The sequence below is a fragment of the Streptomyces sp. NBC_01210 genome, from assembly GCF_036010325.1.
In the GTDB taxonomy this organism is placed as follows: domain Bacteria; phylum Actinomycetota; class Actinomycetes; order Streptomycetales; family Streptomycetaceae; genus Streptomyces.
Genome location: NZ_CP108549.1, coordinates 8400047 through 8426911, shown reverse-complemented (window position 1 = coordinate 8426911; position 26865 = coordinate 8400047). Strand labels below are relative to the sequence as shown.

General features: G+C 70.4%; 25 protein-coding genes. 14 read left to right on the top strand and 11 right to left on the bottom strand.

All coding sequences use genetic code 11. The annotated features are described in order from the left end of the window. The first annotated feature begins 36 nt into the window (after positions 1 to 36). A complete protein-coding gene (locus OG735_RS37890; protein ID WP_327327670.1) occupies positions 37 to 1005 on the top strand; it encodes a nucleoside hydrolase in 969 nt (322 codons plus the stop codon). Here the strand turns inward: OG735_RS37890 and OG735_RS37885 are convergent. Genes OG735_RS37885 through OG735_RS37870 form a run of 4 tightly spaced genes read right to left on the bottom strand, consistent with a single transcriptional unit; the run spans position 978 to position 3093 of the window. Then, complete coding sequence (locus tag OG735_RS37885) at positions 978 to 1541, bottom strand: ABC transporter substrate-binding protein (RefSeq protein ID WP_327327669.1); 564 nt, start codon at positions 1539 to 1541, stop codon at positions 978 to 980. The two genes, OG735_RS37890 and OG735_RS37885, sit on opposite strands and share 28 nt — an antisense overlap. Then, positions 1538 to 1807, bottom strand: coding sequence for a metal-binding protein (locus OG735_RS37880; RefSeq protein WP_327327668.1), 270 nt, complete (start codon positions 1805 to 1807; stop codon positions 1538 to 1540). The genes OG735_RS37885 and OG735_RS37880 overlap by 4 nt, the downstream gene beginning before the upstream one ends. Then, the gene (locus OG735_RS37875; protein WP_327327667.1) at positions 1807 to 2535 is read right to left on the bottom strand and encodes a 2OG-Fe(II) oxygenase; all 729 of its coding nucleotides are present in this window, start codon (positions 2533 to 2535) and stop codon (positions 1807 to 1809) included. Before OG735_RS37875 ends, OG735_RS37880 begins: the two co-directional genes overlap by 1 nt. A 51-nt stretch (positions 2536 to 2586) precedes the next feature. Continuing rightward, entirely contained in the window at positions 2587 to 3093 is a 507-nt protein-coding gene (locus OG735_RS37870; protein WP_327327666.1) for a methylated-DNA--[protein]-cysteine S-methyltransferase, read from the bottom strand. Between the two features lie 311 nt (positions 3094 to 3404). Here OG735_RS37870 and OG735_RS37865 point away from each other — a divergent pair, with 311 nt between their 5' ends. Continuing rightward, entirely contained in the window at positions 3405 to 6185 is a 2781-nt protein-coding gene (locus OG735_RS37865) for a glycoside hydrolase family 2 protein (RefSeq protein WP_327327665.1), read from the top strand. A 54-nt stretch (positions 6186 to 6239) separates the two neighbouring features. Here OG735_RS37865 and OG735_RS37860 read toward each other — a convergent pair whose 3' ends face one another. Beyond that, positions 6240 to 7649, bottom strand: a complete 1410-nt coding sequence (locus OG735_RS37860; RefSeq protein ID WP_327327664.1) for a tannase/feruloyl esterase family alpha/beta hydrolase — start codon at positions 7647 to 7649, stop codon at positions 6240 to 6242. Between the two features lie 32 nt (positions 7650 to 7681). Beyond that, positions 7682 to 9157, bottom strand: coding sequence for an extracellular catalytic domain type 1 short-chain-length polyhydroxyalkanoate depolymerase (locus tag OG735_RS37855; RefSeq protein WP_327327663.1), 1476 nt, complete (start codon positions 9155 to 9157; stop codon positions 7682 to 7684). A 318-nt stretch (positions 9158 to 9475) separates the two neighbouring features. On the opposite strand from OG735_RS37855, the gene OG735_RS37850 reads away from it, so the two are divergent. The 3 genes from OG735_RS37850 (at position 9476) to OG735_RS37840 (ending at position 11839) form a co-directional block, all read left to right on the top strand. After that, positions 9476 to 10429 carry a lysylphosphatidylglycerol synthase transmembrane domain-containing protein gene (locus OG735_RS37850; protein WP_327327662.1) on the top strand — a complete coding sequence of 318 codons (954 nt, stop codon included), beginning with the start codon at positions 9476 to 9478 and terminating at the stop codon, positions 10427 to 10429. 102 nt (positions 10430 to 10531) lie between these two features. Beyond that, positions 10532 to 11302 (top strand): type 1 glutamine amidotransferase domain-containing protein, encoded by a 771-nt coding sequence (locus tag OG735_RS37845; protein ID WP_327327661.1) that lies wholly within the window; start codon positions 10532 to 10534, stop codon positions 11300 to 11302. A gap of 111 nt (positions 11303 to 11413) precedes the next feature. Next, positions 11414 to 11839 carry a DoxX family protein gene (locus OG735_RS37840; protein ID WP_442812556.1) on the top strand — a complete coding sequence of 142 codons (426 nt, stop codon included), beginning with the start codon at positions 11414 to 11416 and terminating at the stop codon, positions 11837 to 11839. A gap of 33 nt (positions 11840 to 11872) precedes the next feature. On the opposite strand, the gene OG735_RS37835 is transcribed toward OG735_RS37840, so the two are convergent. From OG735_RS37835 to OG735_RS37825, 3 genes are all read right to left on the bottom strand, one after another. Next, the gene (locus OG735_RS37835; RefSeq protein WP_327327659.1) at positions 11873 to 12913 is read right to left on the bottom strand and encodes a tetratricopeptide repeat protein; all 1041 of its coding nucleotides are present in this window, start codon (positions 12911 to 12913) and stop codon (positions 11873 to 11875) included. Positions 12914 to 13176: 263 nt separating this feature from the next. Further along, positions 13177 to 13377: a DUF5988 family protein gene (locus tag OG735_RS37830; protein WP_327327658.1), complete on the bottom strand. Its 201-nt coding sequence runs from the start codon at positions 13375 to 13377 to the stop codon at positions 13177 to 13179. 242 nt (positions 13378 to 13619) lie between these two features. Beyond that, entirely contained in the window at positions 13620 to 14744 is a 1125-nt protein-coding gene (locus OG735_RS37825; RefSeq protein ID WP_327327657.1) for a S1 family peptidase, read from the bottom strand. 514 nt (positions 14745 to 15258) lie between these two features. Here OG735_RS37825 and OG735_RS37820 point away from each other — a divergent pair. Both OG735_RS37820 and OG735_RS37815 read left to right on the top strand, forming a co-directional pair. Next, positions 15259 to 16875, top strand: a complete 1617-nt coding sequence (locus tag OG735_RS37820) for a serine/threonine-protein kinase (RefSeq protein ID WP_327327656.1) — start codon at positions 15259 to 15261, stop codon at positions 16873 to 16875. Continuing rightward, the gene (locus OG735_RS37815) at positions 16872 to 17690 is read left to right on the top strand and encodes a hypothetical protein (protein WP_327327655.1); all 819 of its coding nucleotides are present in this window, start codon (positions 16872 to 16874) and stop codon (positions 17688 to 17690) included. Before OG735_RS37820 ends, OG735_RS37815 begins: the two co-directional genes overlap by 4 nt. Positions 17691 to 17734: 44 nt before the next feature. Here OG735_RS37815 and OG735_RS37810 read toward each other — a convergent pair whose 3' ends face one another. Then, positions 17735 to 18553, bottom strand: a complete 819-nt coding sequence (locus tag OG735_RS37810; RefSeq protein ID WP_327327654.1) for a methyltransferase domain-containing protein — start codon at positions 18551 to 18553, stop codon at positions 17735 to 17737. A gap of 107 nt (positions 18554 to 18660) precedes the next feature. Between OG735_RS37810 and OG735_RS37805 the strand changes: the two genes are divergently transcribed. Then, positions 18661 to 19245: a dihydrofolate reductase family protein gene (locus OG735_RS37805; RefSeq protein ID WP_327327653.1), complete on the top strand. Its 585-nt coding sequence runs from the start codon at positions 18661 to 18663 to the stop codon at positions 19243 to 19245. Between the two features lie 98 nt (positions 19246 to 19343). Next, the gene (locus OG735_RS37800; protein ID WP_327327652.1) at positions 19344 to 20147 is read left to right on the top strand and encodes a peptidoglycan recognition protein family protein; all 804 of its coding nucleotides are present in this window, start codon (positions 19344 to 19346) and stop codon (positions 20145 to 20147) included. A 5-nt stretch (positions 20148 to 20152) separates the two neighbouring features. On the opposite strand, the gene OG735_RS37795 is transcribed toward OG735_RS37800, so the two are convergent. Continuing rightward, positions 20153 to 21379 (bottom strand): MFS transporter, encoded by a 1227-nt coding sequence (locus OG735_RS37795; protein WP_327327651.1) that lies wholly within the window; start codon positions 21377 to 21379, stop codon positions 20153 to 20155. Between the two features lie 154 nt (positions 21380 to 21533). Here OG735_RS37795 and OG735_RS37790 point away from each other — a divergent pair, with 154 nt between their 5' ends. From OG735_RS37790 to OG735_RS37770, 5 genes are all read left to right on the top strand, one after another. Next, a complete protein-coding gene (locus OG735_RS37790; RefSeq protein WP_327327650.1) occupies positions 21534 to 21965 on the top strand; it encodes a phosphatase domain-containing protein in 432 nt (143 codons plus the stop codon). Positions 21966 to 22246: 281 nt separating this feature from the next. Further along, positions 22247 to 23962, top strand: a complete 1716-nt coding sequence (locus tag OG735_RS37785; RefSeq protein ID WP_327327649.1) for a PKD domain-containing protein — start codon at positions 22247 to 22249, stop codon at positions 23960 to 23962. 144 nt (positions 23963 to 24106) lie between these two features. Next, positions 24107 to 25117 (top strand): SPFH domain-containing protein, encoded by a 1011-nt coding sequence (locus OG735_RS37780; protein ID WP_327327648.1) that lies wholly within the window; start codon positions 24107 to 24109, stop codon positions 25115 to 25117. Next, complete coding sequence (locus tag OG735_RS37775) at positions 25114 to 26013, top strand: hypothetical protein (protein ID WP_327327647.1); 900 nt, start codon at positions 25114 to 25116, stop codon at positions 26011 to 26013. Before OG735_RS37780 ends, OG735_RS37775 begins: the two co-directional genes overlap by 4 nt. 95 nt (positions 26014 to 26108) lie before the next feature. Further along, positions 26109 to 26834, top strand: coding sequence for a hypothetical protein (locus tag OG735_RS37770; RefSeq protein ID WP_327327646.1), 726 nt, complete (start codon positions 26109 to 26111; stop codon positions 26832 to 26834). The last annotated feature ends 31 nt before the right edge of the window (positions 26835 to 26865 follow it).

Here is a 26865-nt window from a genome sequence, read left to right as displayed (position 1 = left end):
GACGTTGCCGTCCCGGAGCGCCGAGGAGCAAGCACCGTGCCAGTGCCGATCATCATCGACTGCGATCCCGGGCACGACGACGCCGTCGCCATCCTGCTCGCGGCCGGAGACGCCGCGATCGACCTGCTCGCGATCACCACGGTCGCCGGCAATCAGACGGTCGAGAAGACCACCTTGAACGCGCGCCGGGTCTGCACCGTCGCCGGGATCACCGATGTTCCCATCGCGGCCGGATGCGCACGGCCGCTCGTCCAGCCGCTGCTGGTGGCGGACGACGTCCATGGGGCCTCGGGCCTCGACGGGCCGCAGTTCACGGAACCCACCGTGGACATGGTCCCGGAGCACGCGGTGGACCTCATCCACCGGATCCTGACCGAACATCCGGAACCCGTCACCCTCGTCCCGACGGCGCCGCTGACCAACATCGCCCTGCTGCTGACCCGGTACCCGGACAGTGCCGCGCACATCCGCGAGATCGTGCTCATGGGCGGCTCCACCGAACGCGGCAACAGGACCCCGGCGGCCGAATTCAACATCTACGTCGACCCCGAAGCCGCGGACATCGTCTTCCGCAGCGGGGTGCCGCTCACGATGTGCGGGCTCAACGTCACCCACCAGGCGCTCGCCACGCCCGAGGTGCTGGCCCGCCTCGAAGGGCTCGGCACCGAACTCGGCCGTATGTGCTCCCAGTTGATGACCTTCTTCGCATCCAGATACCGGCGGCTGTGGGGCTTCGAAGCCCCGCCGCTGCACGACCCCGTCGCGGTGGCCCGGGTCATCGACCCGGCGATCGTACGCTGCGTCGACGCGAGCGTGGCGGTGGAACTGCGCGGCCAGTACACGCGCGGGGCGACCGTGGTGGACCTGCACCAGTACCTGGACCGGCCCGTGAACGCGCGAGTCGCGGTGGCCTTGGAACAGGAACTGTTCTGGGACCGGGTGATCGCCGCTGTGGAAACGCTCGGGAAGCGGCGCGCTCAAGCCGCAGGACCCATCCGCGGGTAGCAGGTGACCCAGCGGTGGCTTACCTCCCAGGTGCCGCCCTCGGCGGTCGCGCCACGCAGCCCGTGCAGGGTATCCGGTCCGGCGAGGGCCGGAAGGCGGGAGTCCGCAAGGGTCGCGAAGGCGACGGTGCGGGCCGGATCCCAGTCGGTGCTGTGGCGCAGGCGGCGGCTCAGCTGGACGAAGCCGGGCGGAGCCGCCGCCACGACCCACGCGTCCGGCGGCCCGGCGGTCAGCCGTCTGCCCGGGCGCAGCCAGGACGCGGCCGTCTCGGGCCAGTCCACCACCGCGAGGACCTTTCCGCCGCGTGCCTGCCATGCGGCGGTGAAGGCTTGGGCAGCGGCGCGGGAGGCGGCATCGCGGCTGTGGCCGACGGCGACTGTCTCGATCCGCGACTTCTGCTGCGTCAACAGGCCTATGAGGGACGTGAGTTCGGCCCCGGTGTGCGGGGCGGGCTGCGGCAGGTCGCCGTATGCGGCCAGGTTCTCGGCACTGATCAGGGGTGAGCGGGTCTGCTCCCGCTCCGTCCGAACTCTCATGACGTCGTGCTCTCTCGATTCTCTTTCCAGCGCATGTACTGATGGGGCAGGCACACGGCGCACGGACGGTATCCGGCCCCGACGGCGGTGTTCTCGTCGGCGAAGAAGACACGGTGCCGGGTGTAGCCGCCGCGGGCGATGGCCCGCAGCGCGGAGGGGCAGTCCAGCCGCCCGTACAGCCGGCTCCGCCAATGCCCGCCCAGCGTGCCGGGTGTGGTGCTGCGACAGGCATGGCCATCGGCACCGAGCAGGGTGTACGTGCGCATCACGCCGCGTCGTGGAAGACCAGCCCGAGCACGTGACGGCGGCCGGAGCGGACGGTGCTCACGCCGTGCCGCATGGCGCCGGCGGACCAGCCGCGCTTCGAGCGGACCGGCCGGTCGCGCGTGGTGAAGATCAGGCCATGGCCCCGCTGGAGGACGGTTGCCGTGCCTCGGGACTGGGCGCGGGGCCGCTGTTCGACGAGCAGGAACTCGCCGCCGGTGTAGTCGCCGCCCGGCTCGTCGAGGCCGATGACGACCTGGAGCGGGAAGAGCATGTCGCCGAACACGTCGCGGTGCAGTGCGTTCCAGTCGCCTTCCTCGTAGCGAAGGAGGATCTGCGCGGAGCGATCCTGTCCGGCCTCGTGGCACATCGCCAGCCACTCCTCCAGAGTGTCCGGCCACGGCGCCGGGCGGCCGAGCCGTTCGGCCCAGGCGCGGGCGATGGACAGCAGGTGCGGATAGAACGCGGCGCGCAGTTCGGCGACCGGCTCGGGCAGATCGTGCTTGAAGTAGCGGTACCGGCCGGAGCCGAAGCGGTGGCGGGCCATGTCGACGGTGGTGCGGAACAGATGCTCCTGCTCGTACAGTTCGGCGATGCCGGCGCACTCGGCGGGGATCAGCAGCTGCGGGGTGAGCGCGCAGCCGTAGGTGTCCAGCTCGTCGGCCAGGGCCGTCCAGTCAGCGACGTCCACGTGCTGGTGAGCCCGTGCGGAGGCGATTTCGGTGATCATGCGATGTCTCCGGGAAGGGTGGGGCCTCGATCTGTGGTTCGAGGCCCGCGCTCAGGCGGCCTGCAGGACGCCTTCGTGAGTGAGGAGCTGCCGCTTGCGCTCGAGGCCGCCGGCGTAGCCGGTGAGTGAGCCGTCGGCGCCGATCACGCGGTGGCAGGGGCGTACGACGAGCAGCGGGTTGGCGCCGATCGCGGTGCCGACGGCGCGGACCGCGGCCCGGGGCGCGCCGATCTGCGTGGCGATATCGCCGTAGCTGAGGGTCTTGCCGTACGGGATGGTCTCCAGCGCGTTCCAGACCTGTCGCTGGAAGTCCGAGCCGGTGACGAGGAGTTCGACGTCGAAGCGGGTGCGCTTGCCGTCGAAGTACGACCTCAGCTGGGCGGCGATCTCGGTGAACGCCTCCGCGTCCTCGCTCCAGCCGTCCTGGACTGTTGCGCCGCCTTTCCGGCCGCGGAGGGAGAGTGAGGCGAGCGCGGTACCGCCGTTGGCTGTGGCGGACTTCTCGCCCACCAGCAGCAGTTCGCCGAGCGGGCTGTCGATCGTCGTACAGAGGGTCATCGTTCTGATCCTTTCTGGGTGGTTCAGCGGTGTTCCGCCATCAACTCTGCGGCGTGTCGCGGGCTATGGCTGGCGGAATTCGGACGTCGCGTTCGCGGCGCTGTCGGCGGGGCCGGCGCGGCGGAGAGCAGCAACACACAGCGATGACCTTCGCGATGATGGCGCCCAGCCGCCCACCCGGATTGCGCCATCCGGGGCAACAAGTGGGGCGCCTCATTGACATGACCCACTCAGATCTCTAGCGTCGAAAATAAGTTAGTAAAGGTTCCTAACTTGAATGCGCCGAAGCTGCCGAAGCTGCCAAAGCCCAGATGCTCCGAACAGACCCCTGGGAGACCACCGTGGCCCACCGCCCCGCCCTGTACCGGCGCCTGGCCGCCACGGCCGTCGTCCTCGGCCTGCTCCTCACACTCCACCGGAGCGCGACGTCCACCACCCCCGCCGGACACTCCGCCCGCGGACCGGCGGTGACCCACGTCGCCACCGCGCCCGGCAGCAGGACCGCGCTGTCCGGCTACCGGATCCAGTCGACGGCCAAGGTCTCCGACTCCCCGGCCGTTGTCTCCAGCCCCGGGTATCCGGCCACCGGCTGGCATCCGGCCGGACCACGGTCCACCGTGCTCGGCGCCCTGCTCGCGAACGGCACGTACGCCGATCCGTTCTACTCCACCAACCTCGAGAAGATCCCGGCGGCCGACTTCGCGGTCCCGTGGTGGTACCGCTCGGACTTCACGGTCGCCGACACCGCTGGGCCCCTCCCGCCCGGCGGCGGGCAAGAAGGGCGCACCTACCTCGACTTCAGCGGAGTGATCTCCGCCGCCGATGTCTACGTCAACGGCAGCCAGATCGCGACCAGGAGCGCGGTGGCCGGTGCGTACACCCACCATGAACTCGGTATCACCGCCCTGGTGAAGGCCGGCACCAACACGGTCGCGTTCCGCGTCCAGCCCAACGACCCCAACAAGAACCTCACCATGGGCTGGATCGACTGGCTGCAGCCTCCGCCGGACGAGAACATGGGCATCGTGCGCGATGTTCTGGTGCGCCGCGGCGGCCCGGTGGCGCTGCGCGACACGCACGCTGTCACCAATCTCGCGCTGCCCTCGCTCTCCTCCGCCGAGGTGACCGTCAAGGCGCAGGCCCGCAACGACTCGGCGAATCCGGTCACCGCCACCGTATCCGGCACGCTCGGCACCAGTACCTTCAGCCAGGACGTCACTCTGGCCGCGCACCAGACGAAGACGGTCGTCTTCACCCCCGCCGCCTACCCGCAACTGCGCCTGCAGGCACCGCGCGTATGGTGGCCCGCCTCGATGGGCGAGCAGCCGCTGTACAACCTCGACATGACCGCCACGGTCACCGGAACCATGTCCGACACCGCTCATGAGACCTTCGGCATCCGGGATGTGAAGGCACCGCTGAACAGTGACGGCGCCCGCCAGTACAGCATCAACGGCCGCCCGTTGCTCATCAAGGGCGGCGGTTGGTCCCCCGACGAATTCCTGCGCTGGGACCGTACGTACGTGGCGGACCGGCTCAAGTACGCGCTCGATCTGGGACTCAACACCATCCGGCTGGAGGGACACATCGAGCCGGACGAGTTCTTCGACCTCGCCGACCGCTACGGCGTGCTGGCCCTGCCGGGCTGGGAATGCTGCGACAAGTGGGAGGGCAACAACAACGGCGGTGAGCCCGGTGACAGGTGGACCGACGCCGACTATCCGGTCGCGAAGGCGTCGATGGCCGCCGAGGCTGCACGGCTGCGCGACCACCCCAGCGTCATCTCCTTCCTGATCGGAAGTGACTTCGCCCCCGACGCGAAGACCGAGAAGAACTACATCGATGCCCTCAAGGAGACCGACTGGTCCACTCCGGTGGTCGCCGCGGCCTCGGCCAAAACCTCGCCGATCTCAGGCAGTTCGGGCATGAAGATGACCGGCCCCTACGACTGGGTCCCGCCCAACTACTGGTATGCCAAGCGCGAGGGCGGAGCCACCGGCTTCAACTCCGAGACCAGCGCCGGCCCCGATATCCCCACACTCGACTCCTTGCGCCGCATGATGTCCCCCGCCGAACTGGAAACGCTGTGGCGCAACCCCTCCGCCAAGCAGTACCACCGCTCCCCCTCGAGCACCTTCAGCACTCTCAAGCTCTACAACGACGCCCTGAGCGGCCGCTACGGCGCCCCCACGAGCCTCGATGACTATGTACGCAAGGCGCAGCTCGCCCAGTACGAGAACGTGCGCGCGCAGTTCGAGTCGTACGGGCGGAATGCCACCGACTCCACCAAGCCCTCCACCGGCGTCGTGTACTGGATGTTCAACAGCGGCTGGACCTCACTGCACTGGCAGCTGCTGGACCGCTACCTGGACCAGGGCGGCGCCTACTTCGGCGCCAAGAAGGCCAATGAGCCGCTGCATGTCCAGTACTCCTACGACAGCCGGTCGGTGGTCCTCGTGAACAACCGGCGCGCTTCCGCCTCGGGACTCACCGCGCGCGTGACGCTGTTCAACACCGACGGCACCCAGAAGTACGACAGGACCGCATCCGGGCTTACGGTGGCCGGCGACGGTGCGAAAACCACCGCGCTGACCCTGCCCTTGTCGGTCGCCGGACTGTCCACCACGTATCTGGCCAAGCTCGTACTCACCGACAGTACGGGCAAGGAGTTGAGCCGTAACGTGTACTGGCTGTCCACCAAGGCCGACGTCCTCGACTGGGACAACACCGACTGGTACTACACACCCACCACCGCGTACGCCGACCTCAAGGGGCTGGGCTCCATGGCGAAGGCGGCCCTGTCCACGACGGCGAACACCACGACGGGCGCCGACGGGACGTCCACGACCACGGTCACAGTGCGCAACTCGGGCACGGGCAAGACCCCGGCACTGCTCACGGACGTCCATCTTGTGAACGGCGACGGCGTGCCCGTGCTGCCCGTCCAGTGGTCCGACAACCAGGTCAGTCTCTGGCCCGGCGAATCGACGACTGTCACCGCCGCCTACCGCACCGCCGACCTGCACGGTTCCGCGCCCAGCCTGCGGATCTCCGGCTGGAACACCCCGACGACGACGGTGTCCGCACGCTGATCAACACCCCTGGACCGCCTGCTGCCGGTCGCCCCGTGTGCCGCGCTTGCCCTCTCACCCTTGACGGGGTTGTGTTCCGTCGAGGGGACAGTCGGTGAGCAGCGTGCTCGGACCGGCCGCCGCCGGGCGGGCCACCGTGTGGCTGGGCGCAGGCTGCCTGCCCTGTCCGGTCCAGGCCTCCAAGGCAGTGAACGCTGAGCGGTGGCAGGGCGTCAACGGCCGCAGCCGGTCCGGAAAGACGTCGTAGAGCGAGTCGACGTGTGTGCCGCCTTCGACGCGGTAGTAGCGGAACAGCCCGCCGCGCCCGGCTTCGCGCACCATGCGGGCGTACACATCGGAGTCCCGGCCGATGGGCAGCAGCACATCGAGCGTGCCGTGCAGACTGATCAGCGGCTTCCCGATCCGGCCGGTCAGCCCGATCGTCGCGACGGCACGGCGCACCTCCGGGGGACGCGAGATGTACGCGTAGTCCGCGTCGCACGCGGGCGTGCCGGGCGCGCAGTACGGCGTCCCCGCCTCGGTCGGCCCGTCGTAGCCGGGATCCAGCTCTTCACGGTAGATCCGCTGGGTCAGATCCCAGTAGTACTGATGGTGGAAGGGCCACAGAAACTCCGAGCCTTCCGGATATCCGGCGGCGAGCATCGCCCGGTGTGCCGCGTCGGCGCCTCGGCCACCGGCTGCGTACACCGGGTAGTGACGCAGGGCGGGTGGCAGGAAGGTCAGCAGATTCGGTCCGCCCGACCGCCAGAGCGTCCCCTCCCAGTCGACGCCGCCGTCGTACAGCTCAGGGTGGTTCTCCAGCTGCCAGCGCACCAGATAGCCGCCGTTGGACATGCCGGTGGCAAGCGTGCGGGAGGGCGGGCGGTGGTAGCGCCGGGCGACGACCGCGCGGGCGGCCCTCGTCAACTGCGTGACGCGGTCGTTCCACTCGGCGATCGCCTCGCCGGGCGCGGCGCCGTCGCGGTAGAAGGCCGCGCCGGTGTTGCCCTTGTCGGTGGCGGCGAAGGCGTAGCCGCGGGACAGGACCCAGTCGCCGATGACCCGGTCGTTCGCATACTGCTCGCGCACGCCCGGGGAGCCCGCGACCACCAGTCCCCCGTTCCAGCGGTCGGGCAGCCGGATGACGAACTGCGAGTCATGGCTCCAACCGTGGTTGGTATTGGTGGCGGAGGTGTCGGGGAAGTAGCCGTCGATCTGGATACCGGGCACACCGCTGGGCGTGGCAAGACCTGCGGGTGTCAGCCCGGCCCAGTCGGCCGGGTCGGTGTGACCGGATGCGACCGTCCCCGCCGTCGTCAACTCCCCGAGGCAGGCTTTCTCTTGGCGCTCGGCTCCCGGCACCTGCAGCCGGGTGATCCGGTTGCAGTGGCCGGTCGCCGGCGTCTCGGGCGGTTGCTGTGCGACGGCCGGGACGGCGGTGAGCGCGAGCAGCAGCGCGGCCGTGTACGGCAGAGCGAAGGGCACGGGGAAACCTCCTGAGGCGTACCGACCGTCGGTCAGGGGCAGTTGCCATCGGCGACGACGAAGTAACCGACGGGTGATTCCTTGAGCGTGTGGGTGACGAAGGTGTTGTGGAGGCCCATGTTCTGCTGGGAGCCCTTGGCGTAGGCATAGCTGCCGTCGGTGGTGGCCCGGCCTGCCTGCACCTGGTGGTAGTTGTCGGCGGTCCAGCAGGCCGTCGCGCCGCCGGTGGTCGTGGCCGTGACCTGGCCGGAGCGTGCGCCTTCGGCCCCGGCCGCGTCGCGGGCGGCCACGCTGTAGTCGTGCCTTGTACCCGGGCTCAGACCCGTGTCGGTGAACGAGGCGCCCGACGGAGTGGCGATACGTGTCCCGTCCCGGTACACCGCGTAACCCGCCGCGCCCTCAACTGCCGTCCAATTCAGGGTGATCGAGGTCTGTTTGGCACCCGTGACGGTGAGCCCGGCCGGGGCCGGCAGGCCGCCGGGATCAGGCGCGGAGCCGTCGAGGCCGAAGAACTCGGTGATCCAGTAGCCGGAGCAGATCGAGTCGATGAAGTTCGCGGTGCCGGTCTTCCCGCACTGCTGGGGCCCGGTGCCCGGGTCCACCGGCGTGCCGTGGCCGATCGCGGGCACCCGGTCGACCTCGACGACGACCCTGCCGTCCGCAGCGAGATACTGCTCGCGGCGCGTCTGATTCGGCCCGATGGTGGAGGTACGGTCCGGGCTCTGGTCCACTCCGTGCACCGCGGTCCACTGGTCCCGCAGTTCATCGGCGTTCTTCGGCACGACCGTCGGGTCGTTGTCGCCGTGCCAGACCGCCACCCGTGGCCACGGCCCGGAGTACGCGGGATGGGCGTCGCGGACGCGCTGCGCCCACACCGCAGGTGTACGGTCCACGCCGGGGTTCATACAGGTGAAGGCCCCCGTGTCCTTGGTGCAGTCGTACGGCAGTCCAGCGATCACCGCGCCCGCCTCGAAAACGTCGGGGTAGGCGGCGAGCATGACCGAGGTCATGCCTCCTCCGGCCGAGAGACCGGTGACGTACGTACGCCCCGCATCGGCGCCGTAGGCACTCTCGGCATGCGCCACCATCTGCCGGATGGACGCGGCCTCGCCCTGCCCTCGCCGGTTGTCGGCTGCCTGGAACCAGTTGAAGCAGCCGCTGGAGTTGTTCGCGGACGTCGTCTCGGCGAGGACCAGCAGGAACCCGTGCCGGTCGGCGAACGTCGTGAGCCCGGAGTTGTCGGCGTAGACCTGGGCGCTCTGCGTGCAGCCGTGCAGGGCGACCACGACCGCCGGATGTGCGGGGAGGCCGGCGGGCCGGTACACGTACATGTTCAGACCGCCGGGATTGGCACCGAAGCTGCTGACTCTCTCCAGGGGTACGGCCGCCTGCGCGGCGGGCGCCGGGGCGAGCCACAGGGTGGCGGCGAGCAGAGCGAGTACGGCGCCCACGCGACCGGCGGCCCGGCGCATACCGGCAGGCTTGGGCGAGCTTGTGCGCAACAGCATCCGAGACCTCCCGCAGACATACCAAGGTGCCGGTCACACTAGGAACGGGCCGGTCGCCCGCGGAATGGTGACGCCACCCATAGCGGCGGCGGCCGACGGCGGTGCGCGCACTGTTGCCCGTGCGCCGTCCGCCTGCTATTGGCCCGAGCCACCGACCGAACGGGCGAGGTCGGGCGGGCGGCACAGGCGACGTCGCTTTCCAGCAATCATCGCGCCCGCCGGCCGTCGGCCGTACGACGCCGGGACGTCGCCCGCCGCGGGGAGCCTGATGGCGCGACTACTTCCCGGCAGCGTGAGAAGCGGAGATTGACCGAGGCGATGGCCACATCCCATGGAAACCTCCTTCGGGGGCTGCCACTGCGACAGATCGCCTGCCTGGTGCCGATCGCTGCGGTCAGCATCTGGGCGGCCCAGCACTGGCCGCTCATCACGGCCGGCGGCAGCCAACTCCTGTCCGCCAACCAGTACTGGCTGCTGCTCGCTGTCACCGTCACCGTGCTGGGATGGGTCGCCGTCTCCTTCACGCGCCAGGGAGCGACCCTCGAACGCCTCCCCCCGCTACGGCTGTTCGTGACGCAGTTCGCCGCGGGTGCAGCCAACCATCTCCTCCCGGCAGGGCTCGGCGCGGGCACGGTCAATCTGCGCTTCCTCCAACGCTGCGGACTCTCGCTGCCGCGCTCCTCCGCCGCTCTGGCCCTGCACATGCTGGCGGCGGGCACAGGGCGAGCCGTACTGCTGCTCGCTCTCCTCGCCGCCTCTCCGCACGCGCTGCAACTGGACGACCTCCTGCCGCACGCGGCAGGCCCGGTGCTGGTGGTGGCGGGATCTCTGGTGTGCGTGGTAGCGGTCGTGCTGGTGGCGGTACGGCCACTGCGCAGAGCCATCCGCGCGTTCGTCGACACCGCGCTGCGGGACGCGCGCTCCGTGCACACCAGGCCTGCGCGTGTGCTGGCTCTGTGGGGTGGCGCCGTGGCCTATCCGACCCTGCAGGCTGCGGGACTGGTCGCCGTGGCGATGGCGCTGGACGTGTCCATTCCGGCCGCCCATGTCGGGCTCGCCTATCTGGCCGGGAGCACGCTGGCCGCTGTCATCCCGACACCCGGTGGCATTGGCTCGGTGGACGCGGCACTCGTCATAGCGCTGGTCATGGCCGGGGTTTCGGTCGCCGTGGCCACCTCTGTGGTTCTCGGGTACCGGATCATCACGGTGTGGCTGCCGCTGCTTCCCGGTGCCCTCGTACTCGGTGTCCTGGTCCGCTCGAAGGTGATCTGAGAGCCGCTTGCGGCGCCGGTGCCTCGGGTCGGCCGGCTGGGATCGGCCACTGCCGCCGGGACATTCCGGGACGCTGAGCGAAGCCCCTGCCATGATGCTCGGATGCGTGTACTGATGCCGGTTCCCGACCGCGATTTCGACGTCACCGAGGTGGCCGTGCCCTGGCGGATTCTCACCGCCGCCGGGCACCAGGTCGTCTTCGCCACCGAGCGCGCGGGAACAAACCCCGCCGCGGATCCGCTGTTGCTGACCGGCGTGCTCTTCGGGCAACTCGGCGCCGAGAAGGAACCCAGGGACTTCTACGACGAGCTCACCCGGTCCCGGGAATTCGCCGCGACCGTGGGGTGGGCGGATATGAAGGTGGCCGAGTTCGACGGGCTGATCCTGCCGGGCGGCCACGCGCAGGGGATGCGGCAGTACCTGGGCTCGGAGGTGCTGCACCAGCAGGTTGGCAGGTTCTGGGCGCTGGACCGGCCGGTCGGCGCGATCTGCCACGGCGTGCTGGTCCTGGCGCGGTCGCGTGCGGGCATCGGCGGCCGCAGCGTGCTGGCGGACCGTCGTACGACCTGCCTGCCGAAGTACATGGAACGCTCGGCCTATCTCACCACCGCGTGGCGCCTCGGCCGCTACTACCGCACCTATCCGGCCTATGTCGAGGACGAGGTCAAGGCCGCGCTGAACGATCCGGGCACCCTGTTCGAGCGTGGGCCCAGGGTGCTCACTGCACGCGGAACCGCGACCGACGACTCACACGCGTACGTCGTGCAGGACCGCAACTACCTCTCGGCCCGTTGGCCGGGGGACGCATACCTTTTCGGCCGCCGATTCCTCGAACTCCTGGAAGCCTCCGGATCCGCCGGATCGCAGCCCTGACCGGGTTCAGGGCCCGCCCCGTGCGGTGTGCGTCCGCCCGAAGGGATCTCATCTCCGAGGCGTAGAATTACGGAGAGAAGATTTTGCGTTCAATTACCTACGACGCCGGAGGTGACCGTGGACGTCCTCGTGCTCATCGGTCGCATTCTCTTCTGCGTACTGTTCCTCAACTCGGCGGTCGGCCACCTCACCAAAGCGAAGGCCATGGCGGGCTACGCCGGCGCCCGGGGTGTCCCCGCCCCCGCGGTGGCGGTCCCGGCCAGCGGGTTCCTCCTCCTCGCCGGCGGACTGATGGTGGCATTCGGGGTCTGGGCGGACCTCGGCGCACTGCTCCTGGTCGTCTTTCTGGTCCCGACCGCGCTTCTGATGCACTCCTTCTGGAAGGAGACCGCCGAAGAGTCCAAAACAATGGAGATGGTCAACTTTTTCAAGGATCTGTCACTGGCCGGTGCGGCGCTGATGCTTCTCGCGTTCTTCTCCTATGTGGGCCACGATCTGGGACTCACCCTCACGGGCCCACTCTTCGACATCAGTTGATGGCTCAAAGCGGAGGCGGCACTCGCGCCGCGACTACGAGGGCCGGGTTCCTTGAGCAACCCGGTGAACCCCCGCAAGCTCGTCCCGGAAGGCGATGACCGTCTGCCGGGCGTGCCGCAGCCCGATCCGCTTGAACTCGCCCTCCAGCTCCGCAAGTTCCGCAAGCGTCGTGTCCGGTGCACGGCCGTGGCGGGAGCGGGACTTGATGAGGCCGAGGCGGGACAGCGCCGTTCCGCGGGGCTCGTTCATATCGCGGAATTCGCGCAGGGACAGTGTGTAGGCGACGCAGGCCTCCTCGTAACGGGCCGCACGGAAAAGGACGTTGCCGCGCATCTTGTGGTTATAAGCGAGCGCGCCGGCCAGATCCATGTCACGGCAGATGGTTTCGGCTTCGGTCAGCAGTGTCAGTGCCCGCTCCGTATCACCCTGCACGGACACCACGTCGGCTATGCCGCGCAGCGACCAGGCCCTCCCGCGTGCGTCGTCCGCGTCGTCCGCGATCCGGGCGCATTCTTCGAACAGTTCTAAGGCCTCTTCGTATGCGCCGGTGTTGCGGTGCATCTGCGCGATGCCGGACATCGCCCAGACCATGTGCCGGGATTCGCCGTGCGCCCTTGCCTGTGCGAGCAGTTGCTCGTGCATCTCCGCGACGGCCTCGTAGTCCCCCTGGATCCGCCCCGTCTCGGCGAGGCCTGCGAGCGAGTAGCCATGGGCGAGTCGATCACCGCCATCGAGGTCGACGGCAGCGGCCAGCAGACGGCGGGCCAGCGGCAGGGCTCCGCACTGCCGGGCCAGCGTGCCACCGCTCCACAGTGCCCACGCCATCGCGCCCCGGTCGCCGGCCTGCCGGGCGGAGCGGTAGCTGTCGCGCCAGGAGTCACCGGCTTCGGCCACCCGGCCCAGCCGTCGGTTGGCCTCGGCGACGGCGAGCGAGGCCCGGGCACGGTCGAGTGCCGAGACGGCGTTGCGCCGCGCGTGGCTCGCAGTGGTGAGCACTTCGTCGTACGAGGAATTGACGCCCAGCATCGAGCCCAGTTCGCCCTGGTATTCGGGGGCGAATGCCTTGCCGTACATATCTCCGTGGCCTCCTGATCATGGCGGTGACTGATCAAGAAGCTATGAGCCGGCAGGTATGCGGCGAATCCCCCGTCGTATGTGTCATCCGGTACGACCAAAGTGCTACGGGACCGAAGCCGATCATCATCGAGACGTACGGGGCACAGCCTCGACCTGCGAGAACAAGGAGTTCCCGGGAAGGCCGGACAGGGCGCAGCCGCACCTGAGGCTCGGTCCGGGCCGGGCCCGCACCGATCGCGAAGGGTTTTGCTCACCAGGTCCTATTCGGCGATCTCCGTCCGTTCCCACCATTCGTAGACAGGCAACCGTCCCTCCGGGCTCTCCTGATGCCGCGACGTGACCTTGAAGTGCTCGTACCCGCCGCGGTGCGGAATCTTCAGCTCTTGTCCGGGAGGAGTGATCGGGACGATCCGCTCCTGCAGATCATCCGGGCCACCCTCAAGGACTGCCTTGCTAGCCATGACCCCAGTCTTCCTATCCACGCCACCACTCGCACCTTGGGCGGCGACAAAGGGTGGGGGTCTCATACGTTCGGGCCACCGATGTGGACCGCGTTGTGATCCGCGCCGTCGACCACGACATCGCGACCGGCGCCTGGTGGCCTGTCGAACCTCCCCGCACACGGCAGAGCCCGCCGCGGCGGAGGGCCGGCTCAGGCCCATGATCCGTGTCGCGACGGGCTCGGCCCGTGGGGGGCGGCTTGTCAGGCGGTGTGCAGCGTCAGGCCGTACCGGCCGAGGATTTCGTTGATCGGCTGGTACCAGGTCTCGCCTCCGCCGCTGCAGTTGCCCCAGCCACCGGAGGTCACCCCCTGGGCCTGGTCGCCGCTGATGAAGGATCCGCCCGAGTCCCCGGGCTCGGCGCAGACGCTCGTCTTCGTCATCTGATGGACCGCGCCCTGGCTGTAGTTGACGGTCTCATTCTTGGCCAGGACCTTGCCGCAGTGCCAGTGCGACGTGGAGCCGGAGCGGCAGATCGAGGCGCCGACGGGGGCCTCGGCGGAGCCGCGGACCAGCTGGTCGGAGACGGTGCCCCAGCCGAGGACCACGGGGACGGTCCACCAGCCGTTGCCGACGCTGACCCAGGCGTAGTCGTTGTCGGGGAAGGACGAGCCCTGGAACGCGCCGATGGCGGAGCCGTCCCAGCCGCGGACCGCCGCTCCCGGCTGACCGCAGTGCCCGGCCGTGACGAAGCCGCCGTACACGGAGAAGCCGATCGAGCACCGGACGTTGCCGGTGTAGTACGGGTCGCCACCCACGGTCCCGGCCGCGAAGGTCGTCGGCGCCGCCGTCACCTCCTTGACCTGGACCGGACCGGCCTGGCGGGCTCGGGCGAGGAAGCCTTGGACATCGTTGTCACGTCGCTCGGAAGCGACAACGTTCACGACGACCCGGTTGGCCTTCGGGTCGACGTGCCAACTGCCGACACCGGCCGGGGCAGACATCTTGTCGATCTTCTTCTTGGCCGAGTCCAGCTGTTGCGCGCTGTGCGTCACCAACCGGACCGAGGCACCCGTCGCACGTACGGCGTCGGCGTGCAGCCCGTCGGTGACGGCCACGGTCAGCTTTCCGCTGTCCGCGTCGAACCAGGAGCCGCCGAACGACGATCCTGCGGCGCGGCGCGCCTTTCCTTCGACGGCGGCCGCCGTCTGCTCCGCCGTCAGGCGCGCCTCCGCCTGACTCTTCGTCAGACCCAGGTCGTGTTGCATGGCGGCGAGCAGACCTGCGGAGGCCTGGGGTTCGGAAACTGGGGCGGGGGCGGGAGTTGCGGCAGCGGCCGGGGCGAGCCCGACGGCTGCCCAGGCGCCGAGAAGGAGAAGCGCGGACATGCCGGCGCGTATACCTGTCGTGCGTCTCAAGGCTTTGACCCTTCGGTTGTTCCAGCTTCGTGGGGGATGGAACAGCGAGCACACGAGAGCGCTCTCACGGTGCGCCCGGCCGGAGCGTAGCCGAGCTGAATCATCAGGTCCATGCCAACGGACCACCACTGGGCCATGTTGGCCGGATTGCGAGCAGGGGCCCGCGCGCTCGGGCGGCCCGACCGTCACGCCCGCCACGCTGATACCGGCCACAAGCACCCGGCAGGTCACCCCGGACGAAGCGCTGCGCAAGTTGGCCTGCGGCAACCGGCGACGGGGAGAGCGCGGCCGACGCCCGCTGCTGCCCGCACGGTCTCCTCCAAACTGCGGTGGCCTACCGGATGCGACCCGGAGGTGGCGGGAACCAGCCGTGACGGAAATGTGTCCCCCATGAGGACAGCAGGTGGGCTAGCGTGCGGCGGTCGTACACAACTCCGTGGCGGCGCATCCGACCGCCGGGAACCGTGGCGTCGAGGGGGGCAGGATGAACGCGTGGTCGGTACCCGGGTACACCGAGTCCCGGGAGTTGGGCTCCGGCGGCAGCGGGCGCGTCGTCCTGGCCGTCCATGAGGCGACCGGCTTGCCGGTGGCCGTCAAGTACCTCAGCGAGAGGCTGCGGACGGATTCCGCCTTCGTTCAGGTGTTCCGGGCGGAGGCACGTCTGCTCGGCGGCCTCGACTCGCCGTATGTGGTGGGGCTGTACGAATACGTCGAAGCGCCACAGGGCGCCGCCATCGTGATGGAGCTCGTCGACGGCATCGCACTGCGCGCGCTGCTGCAGCGCGAGGGTGCCACCGGCCCCGAGGCGGCGCTGGTGGTGCTCAAGGGCTCGCTGCTGGGACTGGCCGCCGCACACCGGGCAGGTGTGGTGCACCGCGACTACAAACCGGAGAACGTTCTGGTCGCGGCGGACGGCTCGTCCAAGCTGGTCGACTTCGGCATCGCCGCGGGACGCGGTACCACGCCGGGAGTCGCCGGCACTCCCGCCTACATGGCTCCGGAACAGTGGAACGGGGAGCCCGCCTCACCGGCAGCCGACGTCTATGCCGCGACCGCGACGTTCTACGAGTGTCTGACCGGCCGCAAGCCGTTCTCCGGCGAGAACTTCGCCGAGCTGGCGCTGCAGCACATCAGCGCACCGGTCCCCGAGGAGGAAGCTCCGGAGCCGGTGCGCCCGCTGATCAGGCGCGGAATGGCGAAGGAGCCGGAAGAGCGGCCCGCGAACGCGGCGGCGTTCGTGGCGGAGCTGGAGGAGATCGCCGGGGCGGCCTACGGCCCGGACTGGGAGGAGCGGGGCCAGCGGAAACTCGCCGCGCTCGCCGCGCTTCTGCCGCTACTCCTCCCTTCTGCTGCCGGCCAGGCCGCGGGGACCACCGAGCTGGCCACGACCGCCCTGGGCGGCGGCTGGGGCAGCTGGAAGCCGGGCCTGCGCGGGGTGTTGACAGGTATCGCCGCGCTGGTTGTGGCCGTGCTGGTCGCCGTTGCCGCGAAGGCGACCGGGGACGACCCGCGGCAGTCGACGGCTCAGGCCGTTGCCACCACCAGCGCGGTACCGGGCGCGTCGACCGCTTCGCCCGTCGGCCCGTCCGGCTCCGCGAGCCCTTCGCCTACGGGCAGCGTCTCCGCCGACAGCTCCCCTTCTCCGTCCGGCAGCACGGCCACCGCACCAGCCGGACCCATCACGCCCTCACCCGTGATGTCGTCGACTCCGGCCTCCCCGCCATCGTCGTCCGCGCCGTCCACCGACCCGAGCACTTCCCCTCCCACCACCGCTCCGGTGAAGGTGAGGTCCGTCTCCGTCTCGAGCCTGCGCCAGACGAGTACAACGGGTGCCGCCGCGTCCATCGACGTCGTCACGGACGGGACCGGTCCCGTGACCATCGTCATCGAGTGGTTCACCGGCGATGCGAAGGGTGAACTGGGCTCGCAGGACGGCTCGCAGACCTTCGAGCGCAGCGGCGCGACGCAGTACACGATCGCGCTGGACCACACCTTCCGGGGTCGGGCCTGTTACTGGGGAGTCCGGGCGACGACGAACCCGACCGCCGCGAATGGCAGTTCCACGCAGCAGATCCTGACCCGGCGGTGCAGCATTCAATGAGCGATCCACGTATCCCCCACGACCGCGCGCCTGGTTCCCCCGGCGACGTCGCACCGGCGCGCGCCGGGCACGACGGAGTCGGCGAAAGCGACGGCTACAGCGCGACCGCGCTGGGCAGCCACTGGTTCGAACATCCGGACCCGGAGGAGAGCGCGTCGGCCGCGCCGGAGAATGCCACCCTGGCACAGGCCGCGCAGCCGGTGAACGCCACCCTGGTCCAGGCCGCGCCGGAGAACGTCACCCTGGTCCAGGGCGCGCAGCCGACGAGCGTGGCACCCGACCGCGTGGAGGGCGAGGTACTCCGCTTCGGCCCGGGAGTGACCGCGGTCGTCCGGAACCGGAACCGCGACAACACGACCGCGGCACTCTGGCACGGGACACTGCCAGGCCGGCCCGCCGGGCCCGAGCCCCGTGAACGCCGCCGCGGTGGGCTCCGGCGGTACGCCCTGGCAGCCACGGTGCTGCTGGCCGTGCTGGCTTTCCTCGCCTGGCAGCGGTACGGGCCCGGCCTGGCCGTACGGGACGTGGCGGTGCAGACCGCTGCGGAGGGGCCCGGCTGCGAGGGCACGGCCGACGTCGTGGGCATGGTGGAGACCAACGGACGGCCCGGCACCGTGACGTATCGCTGGGTGCGCAGCGACGGCACCGAGTCGGGCCTGCTGCGGGAGAAGATGACGCGCGGTCAGAAGCAGGCACGTCTGCATCTGCTGTGGACGTTCCGCGGCCGGGGCGAGTACCGGGCCGGTGCGGAGCTGCGGATCATCTCGCCGTCCCGGCACACGGTCGCCGTACAGTTCAGGTACCGGTGCGTCTGAGCCTCGACAGGCCGGCGCGGGGGGCCGCACCCACAGGCCCGGAGTCAGGCCGGACGGTGCGCGATGACGCCGAACATGGTCACGGACATATGCAGAGCGTCCTGCTCGGCGGCCGCGGTGAGGTCTGCGTACAACCGGTCCCGCTGCTGTTCAGTGATCTGCTCGCGCCGCACGGCGGCCACGCCGAGCATCCGGATGAGGGGCCAGTTGACCTTCCTTGTGCTCTGGATGAGCGCCTGTGAGCCGAGGTCGTCGATCTCCAGCCCCGCTGCGGCCAGCTGACCGGCCAGCTTCCGCCCGGCGTACGGGTTGGCGGCCGCCGAGAGCGCGCCGCCGGTCAGCTCCGCGACCACGTCGGCCTCGCCGGGGTGCAGGATCGTGGTCGCCCAGTCGGTGTCCAGCAGCGCGACCCGCCCACCCGGCCGCAGCACCCGTGCGATCTCCGCAGCCGCCTTCTCCGGCTCGGTGAGGTGCTGGAACACCCGCTCGCACCAGACCACGTCCACATCGGCATCGCCCATCGGCAGCGCGAGCGCGTCGCCGTCCACGAATCGGGCCGGGCTGCCGGCCTCGGCCGCCCGCTGCCGGGCAACCGACCGTAGTCCGGGGTTCGGCTCAACCCCGATCGCGTCGCCGCCCGGTGTCACCGCCGCCGCCAGCACCAAGGTCTCCGACCCCGTACCGGCTCCGATGTCCACCGCCCGCTCGCCGCGCCGCGCGGCGACACCGAGGTGCGCCCACTCGCGCAGTCGCCGGACGCCCTCGCTCGCCGCCTGCCCGTCCAGCGCGCCGACCAGCCGCTCCGTGTCCGCGCCGCCGATATTGTCCGAGTGAAACGCCGAGGTCGGCCGCGAATCCGCCATGCCGACCACTGTAGTTGTCCCCTGGACCGATGCCCTGGGGCCGATGAGTTTCGCCGGCTGCGGCAGTCGTCAGTGGTGAACGAGTGCCGGCCTCTGGAGGCCCGGGAATGAGAGCCCTGATCGTCACCGAGAACATCACGGTCGATGGCGTCGTCGAAGCGACGGAGGGCTGGTTCGCGCCGGCCGGTGACGGGCCGCAGGTCGACCAGTCCGACCTCGAGGCAGCGCTTCGTGCACATATGGAGGCTGCCGACGCGTTCCTCGTCGGGCGGGTGACTTTCGAGCAAATGCACGATTACTGGCCGAAGCAGACCGCCGACAGCACGGGCATCACCGAATATCTGAATACCGTGTCCAAGTACGTCGTCTCCCGCACGCTGCGCGACCCTCACTGGGAGCACACCACCGTGCTGCGGGGTGCGCTCCGGGCCGAGGTTGAGTCGCTGAAGTCCGTGCCGGGCAGAGACATCGTCGTGACGGGCAGTATCAGCCTGGTACGGGACCTGATCTCGGCCGGGCTGGTCGACGAGTACCGGTTGTTCGTGTACCCGGTCGTCCTCGGACACGGCCGGCGGTTGTTCGCGGACACGAGCGAGATCGCGAAGCTGCGACTGGTGGAGACCCGGCCGTTCGGCTCGGGCGTCGTGCTGCTGCGCTACCGGACAGTACAGCCGGCCCCGCCGCCTTCGTGACCGGCCGTAATGTACGGGAAGGCGTCGCGGGACCGTTGCCCTCGCGACGCTGCGCGCAGCGGAGGCGCACCCGGGAGTGCCGTCGTACGCTCAGCGTCATGACCATCGACCGGCGCATGCTGCTCCGCGGCATGGGCAGGGCAACCGCGGCAGGCGTGATCGGTGCCGCACTGGCCGCCGGCAACAGTGGCAGGCCACCCACGGCGGCTCGCGCGGAACGCCCCACCCGCCCGCGGCCCCGGCCCGCCACCCCGTGGGCCACCGCTCAGCCGGCCGTCGTACCGCGCGCTGCCTGGGAGACCCACCCGATGCCTCCCCATAGGCCCGAGCTCTCCGCGACCACGGTCACAGCGGTCTTCATCCATCACACCAACAGCGGAAACGACTACTCCCGGCGAGAGGTCCCCAATCTCATCCGCTTCCTCTCCGACGACCACATGGAGCGCCGGGGCTGGGACGACGTCGGCTACAACTTCTTCGTCGACCGGACCGGCACCATTTACGAGGGACGCTCCGGGGGCATCGCCAATCCTGTCGTCGGCGCGCACACCCTGGGCTTCAACGTCGGCACCGTCGGCATTGCGGCGATAGGCAGCTATGGCTCCGGCTCGGCGGTGCCCGCGCCGATGCTGGAGGGGATAGCACGGCTCGCCGCCTGGAAGCTCGGTCTGTACGGGGTCGACCCACGCGGCACAACGACCCTGGTCTCCACCAACGACGGCAGCAAGTACCCGAAGGGAAAACAGGCCGTCTTCCACACGATCTCCGGGCATTGCGACGGCTACTGGACACGGTGCCCGGGTTCCGGGCTCTACACACGCCTTCCGCAGATCCGCGAACGCGCCGCCCGCCTCCAGGGCCGCACCGACGCGCCGGCGGCCCGCGCCGATGTGCCGTCCTGACCTCGTCAACCGGCGTATGCAAGCCCGGCATCGGACTTCTCGGCCCAGCGCACCGCGGGTCCCATGGCAAGTCCGGCTGCCAGGAACAGCGCACCGAGCAGCAGCCATCCGGGGACGCCCCAGCCGACGATCAGGGTGGTCAGCAGCAGGGGACCGAGCATCCGGGCCACGGAGACGCCGGTACCGAAGAAGCCCTGGTACTGCCCTTGTTGGCCGGCCGGGGCCAGGTCGAAGCTGATCTGCCAGGCACCGGCGGACTGCATCATTTCACCGGCGACCTGAAGTACCGCTCCGGCCAGCAGTACGGCCACGGCGACCCAGGCGGCCGGCCCCGCCGCCGCCGAGAGGGCGAAGACGGCGCAGGAGGCGAGCATCACCGCGCCGCCGCGCCAGACCGTGCGGGTGGCGCTGGGCAGGTCGGTCACCGCGGCGGCCGTGCGGACCTGGAAGAGCATGACGGCTCCGGTGTTGAGCACGAGCAGGGCGGAGACGCTCCAGCCGGGCGCCGAAGTCCGTTCCACGATCCACAGCGGGATGGCCAGGCTGATGAGGGGCATCCGCAGCAGCATGACCATGTTGAGGAACGAGACCAGCACGTACGGGCGGTCGCGGAGCACGGCGAGTTCGGGACCGCCACCGGTGGTCGGGGCTGCGGGCTGCACGGTGGGCAGCCGCAGCAGTACGAGCGCGCACAGGGTGAAGGCCGCGGCGTCCATCGCGAAGACCGAGAGATACGCCTCGCGGGTGCCGAAGTGCAGGGCGACGCCGCCGGCTGCGGCACCGACGGCCAGGCCGGCGTTGAGCGTCGACTGCAGGTAGGCCAGGGTCTCGGTCCGTTCCTCCTTGGCCACCAGGCCTGCGAGCAGCGCCTGCCGGGCGGCAGCCAGGCCGCACTGGGCTGTTGCGTAGCAGCAGGCGGCCAGCAGGAACGGCACGAAGGAGCGTACGAAGAGGAAGGAGGCCACCGAGGTGGCGGTCGCCAGTGCCAGGAGCACAGCGGTGGAGCGGGGACCGTGGCGGTCGGCCAGGTGGCCGAGGGGGACTCCCGCGACGGAGCCGATGGCCCAGGCGACGGTGAGGCCCAGGCCGATCCGGTCGGGCGAGAGGCCGACGATACGGGAGAAGTAGAGGGCGGAGCAGACGTAGTACGCGCCGTCGCCCAAGGAGTTGATCAATTGCGCGACGGCCAGTATTCGTGGGGACCCGCTCGGCGGCACGATCCGGAGAGACATGGGGCTCCTTGGCTGAGGGGCGACCTGCCTGCCGGTCGCGCCGCCCCTTACCCTAGGAGCCCAAATGGCCCCGCAAGCAGGCCATTTGGCTGCCGGTTGACTGGGCCATTCTGCTTCCGTACCCGTCCGTCGTGACAGCGAATAGGGTGGATGCGTGACTGAGCTCTGGAAGCCCTCCGACGCCGGTGTCCTCCGGCTTCCTTCCGGCCGTGCGGTCCGGGGCAGGGGCCTTCGGCGCCCTCTTCCGGACGGGCCGAAGCCCGCGTACGGCGTGTATCTGCTCGGCAAGCGCCCTCCCGAGGTCCCGTGGGAAGCCCGGTGGCTGCGCTGGCCGGACTTCCGGCTGCCCAGCAGCCATGCGGATGCTCGGGCTGCCCTCGGCGAGGCATGGGCCCGCGCCGGTGTCGAACGGGTCGAGATCGCCTGCGGCGGAGGCCGTGGCCGGACCGGAACAGCCCTGGCCTGCCTTGCCGTCCTCGATGGAGTGCCGGCGGACCGGGCGGTGGACTTCGTGCGCCGGCATTACGACGCCCGCGCGGTCGAAACCCCCTGGCAGCGACGCTATGTGCGGCGCTTCTCCGACTGAGTGCGGCTGAATTCGGCTGTCTCGGGCCGGAAATGAAGTAACGGTGGGTAAGTGACCAGTCTCACCGCGCTTGGTCCCCTGCGCGCGTTTCACGCCCGTTTCCGACTGCCATGATCCCTACTGATGCGGGGTTCAGTTGGCTCCCCGCGGACCGAAACAGCAGCAGAAACAGGGGCGTTGGCGTGAGAGATACGTGGTTGCGGCAGGTGGCGCGAAGGCGTGGGGGCAGCGGCGGGGGCTCCGCTCCACGCGGGCCGCGGACGGCCCGCTCCGCTGCCGCGGTGGCCGCGGCGGCGGCGCTGCTCGGCCAGCTGCTCGGCGGGCACCCCGCCGCAGCGCAGACAGCCGCGTTGCCGGGATCCGCGTACCCCCTCGTCCTCGACGTGGATCTGACGCCGAATCCGGTGTGCAGCGGACCGGTCCGGGGCCGGGTGCAGATGTACGACCCCGCCGCGGCGAAGGCCGGCGCCACGGTGGAGTGGCGGGTGCGGGCCGGGCAGGAGCAGCTGGCCGGCGGGCAGACCGTCATGGACGCGAACGTGTCCGCGGCCGAGTTCAGTATCCCGTTCGACCGCGTACCGGCGGCGAGCACGGCGCTGCAGTTCGACGCGCGCGTGCTCCACTCGTCGGACGGACGGGAGCCCGGCCCGTACGGAAAGGTCTGGCGGGACACCGTCCGGCGGGGCTGCGACCCGGTGCGCGTGGCATCCGTCGGCGACTCCGTCGTATGGGGGCAGGGTCTGGACCACGACCAGAAGTTCCCCTATCTGACGGGTGAGCTGCTCGGCCGCGAGACCGGCCGGGGACATCAGCACATGGACTACTCGATCTCCGGCGCGGTCCTCGACGCACCCGAGCTGCCCGCGGGCAACGACGACGCCGACTGCCTGCGGATGCAGGAGAAGCAGGACCCGGACGGCGACGGGGAAATGGAGTTCGGCGAGGTCACTCAGCAAATGCCGGACGTGTTCTGCCAGTTGGAACAGGCGGGCGCGCAGGCGCGGGCGGGCGGATACGGGCTCGATCTGGTCGTCGTCAACGGGTGCATCAACGACATCGACCCCTTCTTCGGCATCGGCGTCGGCATCACGCCGGGCTCGAGGAAGCTGCCCGAGGCCGTGCGGCGCGAGTGCTCGGGCATCGGCGCGGCAGCCGAGAACCCGGCCAAGGATGTGCCGTACTTCAGCGGCGCCAAGGTCGGCTACGGCGGCCGCGGTATGCAGGCGGCGATCGAGAAGGCGCATTCGCTGCCGGGGCGGCCCAAGGTGCTCGTGGCCGACTTCTACTACGCGCTGAGCCGCAGCAGTTCACCCGTCCCGGTGAAGACCTGCACGGCACCGGGGGTTGCCGGTGCCCGGCTGGCCGCCTGCAAGGGCGCGCTCGGCGGTGTGGCCGAGCGCTACGAGCAGTACACCCAACTGGCCAACGACGCCTACCGGCAGGCGGCCGCGGCGGCCAACGCCGCCTCCTCCGACGGCCCGTACGCGATTGCGGCCGACGGCCTGTTCTCCCGGGACAATGCCGTGCTCGCCCCGCACTCCAAGGTCTGGGCCACTCCGGTCTCCGACCCCGCGTTCCCGCTGCGCACGCGGGCCTGCCCGGAGCTCAGCGGGACTCCGGCGCAGTGTCTGTCCGCGGCCGTGGCCCATCCGGACATCGTCGGCGCCCGTCAGTATGCCGACGCTTTCCTCCTCAACCCGCGCCTGCGCCAGTGGTTCCACCTCCCGGCCGACGGCCCGCACGCGCTGCTGGACGCCCCGAAGAACGGGCACACCGGGAGCCCGCTTCGCCTGAGCGCGACCGTGGACGGGAAGGAGCCTCCGGCCGGATACAGCTATCGCTGGTACTTCGGTGACGGCACCGAGCAGGAGACCAGCGAGGCAACCGTCACCCATGTATTCGATGGGGAAGGACCCTTCCTGCCACGCCTGGTGCTGACCGCCCAGGACGGCCGACAGGTCCTGAGCGAGGCCGCGGAACCCGTCACGGTGAGCTGACGGTCTCGCACGAAGGGGAGTGTCGGGGGCGGTTCGCGGATGCGGGCCGCCTCCGAGCCGTCCTGGGCCCCCACCTATTTCGTCGCCTTGACGATAACAGTCCAGGACTATATCGTCTGACTGACGAAAAAGGGGGAAGCCTTCATGGCCGACATCATCAAGCGCCTGGGATGGCGCCATCTCCGTACCGCGCCCACCGCCCATGTGCGCCACTTCCGGCGCGGGCGGCTCGTGCACGACGGGCCGGGACTGAGCTTCTGGTTCCGTGCGCTGACCGCAGCGCTCTCCGAAGTCCCGGTCGACGACCGGGAACTGGCCATGGCCTTCCACGCCCGCACGTCTGACTTCCAGGACGTCAGCGTGCAGGCGACGGTGACGTACCGGATCAGCGAACCGGCCACCGCCGCCGCCCGTCTGGACTTCTCGATCGATCCGGACACCGGCGTCTGGCGCGGCGCCCCGCTGGAACAGCTGTCCACCCTGCTCACCGAGACCGCACAGCAGCACGCGCTGGACGTCCTGGCCCGTACACCGCTGGCGGCAGCCCTTGTCGACGGCGTCGCTGCGGTCCTGGAGCGGATCACCGACGGTCTGGCCGCGGAGCCCCGGCTGCCCGCCACCGGCATCACCGTGGTGGCCGTCCGCGTGGTCGCCCTCCGCCCGGAACCGGAGGTGGAACGGGCGCTGCGCACGCCCGCGCGCGAGCAGATCCAGCAGGAGTCGGACCGGGCGACGTACGAACGCCGGGCCGTCGCCGTGGAGCGCGAACGCGCGATCGCCGAGAACGAACTGGCCAGCCGGATCGAACTGGCCCGCCGCGAGGAGCAGTTGGTCGAGCAGCACGGCACCAACGCCCGCCGCGAGGCGGAGGAGAACGCGGCGGCGGACGCCGTACGGGCCGAGGCCGAGGCCGCACGCACGGTACGGCTGGCCAAGGCCGAGGCCGAAGCGGCACGCGACGTCGGGCAGGCGCGGGCCCAGGCACAGGCCGCCTGGCTGCGGGTGCACGCCGAGGTGGACGCCGCCACTCTGCACGCGCTGGCCGCGACCCGGGTCGCCGAGAACCTGCCGCGCATCGACAGCCTCACCCTCTCCCCCGATGTCCTCACCGGCCTGCTGGCCAGGCTCGGCCGGGCCGACGGCGAGCAGTCGTGAGTCTCGCGCCGCGCGCGGTACTGGTGCACCGGGCCACCGAGTACGAGGAGTTGCTCGCCCGGCACGGCACCCGTGGCCAGGCCGACTTCTTCCTCTCCTCGCGCGGCCGGAGCATCCAGGAGGTGACCGAGCGGCATCACCGTGCGCGGCGGGCGCTCGCCGATGTGGCGGCGGCGGTTCCGCTGGCATGGCGGCAGACCAGGGTGGAACGCGCGGACCTCGACCGTTTCCTCTTCGGTCCCGAAGACGTGGTGGTCGTGGTGGGCCAGGACGGTCTGGTGGCCAACGCCGCCAAGTATCTGTCGGGTCAGCCGGTGGTGGGGATCGATACCGACCCAGGCCGCAACCCGGGCGTGCTGGTACGCCACCGTGCGGCCGACGCCGCCAAGTTGCTCCCGGCGGCCGCGTCCGGCGGAGGCGCCGTCGACGAACTCACCATGGTGGAGGCGGTCGCCGACGACACCCAGCGGCTGCTCGCCCTCAACGAGATCTACCTCGGCCCGCCCGGCCACCAGACCGCCCGCTACCGGCTGCGTACCGGTGCGGACGCCGCCCGCACCGAACCCCAGGCCTCCTCCGGGGTCCTGGTGGGCACCGGCACCGGCGCCACCGGCTGGCTGCGCTCCCTGTGGCAGCAACGCGGCAGCAGCCTGCCGCTGCCCGGTCCCGCCGACGCCCAACTGATCTGGTTCGTACGGGAGGCCTGGCCGTCGCCCGCCACCGGCACCACACTCGTGGAAGGCGTACTGGCACACGCGGAACGGCTGCGGCTGACCGTCGAGTCGGACCGGCTGGTCGCGTTCGGCGACGGGATCGAGACCGACGCGCTGGACCTCACCTGGGGCCAGACGGTCAGTCTCGGCATCGCAGGCACCGCACTGCGGCTGCTCCACTGACCCAACCGGCGGCGTGCTCGGGCACGCAGCCGGTCCACTCGGCGGTACGAGCCCGCGCCTACCCCTCGTACGGCCGCCGGTACGCTGTTGCGTCTATGCGCCGCTTCCCCCGCACCGGCCCCCTTCACCACAGGCGGCCCCTCCTGGCCGCCCTCGTCGTCGGTGCGGCCCTGTCCGGGGTCGCCGGCTGCGCGTCCGAGACCGGCGCACGGGACGGTGGCGTGGCGCCCAGACTCTCGCCGCCCATCAGCCCGCAACCGCTGTGGCCGCAGTACGCCCCACCGTCGCCGCCCGCGGCAGGCGAGTCCAGCCCCTCGTACAAGCGGTACCTGACCGTCGACGGCATCACCGTGCCCGCGGGCGGGCTCAGGAAGGTGGCGGTGAAGGAGCTGCTGGAGAAGGACCCCAATGTGCCGCCGTTGGTACGGGCCGCAATGAAGAACTGCCCCGGCTCCGGCTGCGGTCTGCGCAGCCCCGCCTACCGGGACCTGACCGGGGACGGCCGGGACGAGCTGGTGGTGGCGCTGGACGAGGAGTCGGTCGGGCTGACTCTGATTCAGGTCTACTGGGCCGTGGGCGGCACGGTGCGCCCGGTGCTGATCAGTTGGGGGCCGATCGGGCTGACCGGCGAAACGTTTGGCCACGACCTGGTGCTCACCTCGACCGGCGACGACGGCCGGTTCACCACCCGCTACCGGTGGAACGGCGCGGTGATGACCGCGGGCGTCCCGCAGGACCAGGCCGGCGACCCGGCGGGAACGGGCTCAGGCACGGGCCCGAGCCGGGCACGGGCACGGGTCCAAGTCCTGGTCCGTCCATGAGCTTGCAGAGCACGAGCCCGCCGACAAGGAC